At 57.7% G+C, this 2,480-nt stretch carries 3 protein-coding genes; 2 read left to right on the top strand and 1 reads right to left on the bottom strand.

The features are described from left to right. The coding region (locus WA354_RS19510; protein WP_472814691.1) for a 4Fe-4S dicluster domain-containing protein at positions 1 to 179 on the bottom strand (179 nt) is incomplete at its 3' end. Between the two features lie 182 nt (positions 180 to 361). On the opposite strand from WA354_RS19510, the gene WA354_RS19505 reads away from it, so the two are divergent. Next, complete coding sequence (locus tag WA354_RS19505) at positions 362 to 1,438, top strand: hypothetical protein (RefSeq protein ID WP_472814690.1); 1,077 nt, start codon at positions 362 to 364, stop codon at positions 1,436 to 1,438. Positions 1,439 to 1,530: 92 nt separating this feature from the next. Further along, the coding region (gene ampH / locus WA354_RS19500) for a D-alanyl-D-alanine-carboxypeptidase/endopeptidase AmpH (RefSeq protein ID WP_472814689.1) at positions 1,531 to 2,480 on the top strand (950 nt) is incomplete at its 3' end.

Here is a 2,480-nt window from a genome sequence, read left to right as displayed (position 1 = left end):
GCGTCATGGACGCATAGGCTTGCACAGCTGCCACAGTCGATGCACTCGTCGGGATTGATGTAGACCTGCGACACGCTTCCGGCAGCGTCATCTGTCGGTTGAGGCGCAATGGCAGCGGTGGCACATTCGGTAACGCAGACAAAGTCCTTGGTACATGCATCGGTTATGACATAAGCCATGAAAAAGTGCTCCTTGATAACGGTGCGCGATGTGGATCAGGCGCTAATTTGAGCTTAGCTAGCGGCGGTCGTGAAGCTCGGTGACTCGAGTCACACGAAGGACACCTGCGTTGGAACCGTTGCAACGCGCTGTCGAGTAGATTGTTGATGTGTTCACCGGGATAGGCCGTTATGCTCAAGACATGTTTCGGCCCTCTCCGCTTCTTCCCCTGCCTGCGATTCTGTCTGCGATTCTCGCGTGCGCCGCCGCTTGTGCTGCTCAGACCAATGAAGCAACCTGGAGTTTCGCCGTCTCCGGAGACAGCCGGAATTGCGGCGATTTCGTGTTGCCCGCGATAGCCGCCAGTGTGCAAGCGGATAACGATGCCTTCTATTGGCACCTCGGCGATTTCCGCTGGACGTCTAACAAGGACCAGGATCTGCTCTCGATGCTGCCGCCCGATAAAGAGCTTTCAACCGAGGAATATCACCGCATCGAGTGGGACGATTTTCTGACCCATCAGATGGCCTCGTTTGGGACATTTCCAGTTTTTCTAGGCCGTGGAAACCACGAAAATGTGCCGCCTATGACGCGGGAAGGCTATATCACGAAGTTCACTGCGTTTCTTGACCGGCCAGAGATTGTAGAGCAGCGAAAGGCAGACGGCGCTAATGCGGGACCGGTGGGGCCGTGGTACCACTGGACGCATGAGGGCGTCGATTTCATTACTCTCGATAACTCCAGCAGGGACGAATTCTCCGACGCGCAGTTGAAGTGGTTGCGCGGAGTTCTGGATCGCGATCTGGCTCCCGGCTCCGGGATTCGCGCGATCGTTGCCGGCATGCATGAGGCACTGCCGCACTCGACAGGCGCAGAACATGCAATGGACGATTGGGATCTCGGCGAACGAAGTGGAGACAAAGTGTACACCTGGTTCTATGACGCGCAAGCGGCAGGAAAACACGTGTACCTGATTGCAAGCCACTCGCATTACTATTCTCCGAATATCTACAACACGCAGTACTGGAAGCAGTATTCAAACCGTGTTGTGCCCGGGCTGATCATCGGTCTCGCAGGGGCCTACCGCTACGCGCTGCCCAAGACGGCGGCCAAGGGAGCGAAGACGCACATCTATGGATACATGCAAGGCCAGGTGCATGCAGACGGCCAGATTGACTTCACGTTACGCGAGCTTTCAGAAGACGACCTGGTGAAGAGCCGCTGGCCCAATGCACCCCTCGATGCAATCCATGAGTGCGTCGTGAATAACGCCGACTAGGCGCGGTAGATTGGTGGCCCTCCAATTCTGGAAGACTACGTTTAGATCCTCAAAAATGCCCTTTGTTTGTAATCTTGGAACTGCAAACCAGAATGAGCCCAGCGAAATTTCCATCGACCGCGATTGCCTTCCTGTTCGTCCTTTCTTTCACGACCGCTCTCGCGCAGGCCCCTCCCGCAGCATCGCTTCCCGACGTCCAATCCATTGACACCCTCGGCGCCGATCTCTTCCAACAGTCCGGTTCCACGGGTATGGTTCTCGTTGTCGTTCGTGGCAATCAAGTCTTCTTTCGCGGATACGGCGAAACCGCGCCAGACTCCCATCAACTCCCCACCCAGGACTCTCTGCTTCGGCTCTGCTCGCTGACAAAGATCTTCACCACTGACGTCCTCACCAAGCTAGTCGCGAACAAGACCGTGCACCTCGACGACACTCTGCAGCGCTATGCCCCGTCACGCGTGGTGGTCCCCAAGCGCGTTCGTCCCATCACGCTTGCAGAATTGGCGACGCATACATCCGGCCTTCCGCGCGAATTGGGCAATGCACCTCGGAACACGGCGCACTTCACCTATCCCGACTACCGCACCCGCTGGCGCTGGCTGCCCCACCAGCGTCTCCGCAGCACTCCTGGAACCGCCGCCCTCTATTCGAATGTGGCATTCGATTTTCTCAGTGACGCTCTTCAGGCCGCCGCGCACAAGCCGTACACGGCACTGCTTGCCGAGCGCACTCTCAATCCCCTCCACATGCGGCAGACAACGTTCTTTCCCAATGCCGAGCAATGCAGACATCTGCTGATCGGCGTCCACGAGGAGGGATCGTGCACAGCAACTGAAGCCACCGCCGGAAGCTCGGGCCTCTATTCCACCGCGGCGGATATGGCCACCTGGCTCAAGTACCTTCTTCGGACCGGTGGCCCAGGCATCTACGCACAAGACGCCTCCGCCCAGGGCGTCTATGTGCTTCCTTCCGATCTGCTCAGTCAAATAGGGCTGGACCACGCTGGGGAGCCTACAGGCGTCGGCCTTGGCTGGATTCACAT

This window comes from Occallatibacter sp. (assembly GCF_049802275.1).
Lineage (GTDB): Bacteria > Acidobacteriota > Terriglobia > Terriglobales > Acidobacteriaceae > Telmatobacter.
The sequence above is the reverse complement of the archived record's forward strand: the minus strand, read 5'-3'. Positions and strand labels throughout refer to the sequence as shown.

Excerpts from the sequence above, each read along its gene's own strand:
- WA354_RS19505 (WP_472814690.1), top strand. The coding sequence starts at position 362 with ATGTTTCGGCCCTCTCCGCTTCTTCCCCTGCCTGCGATTCTGTCTGCG.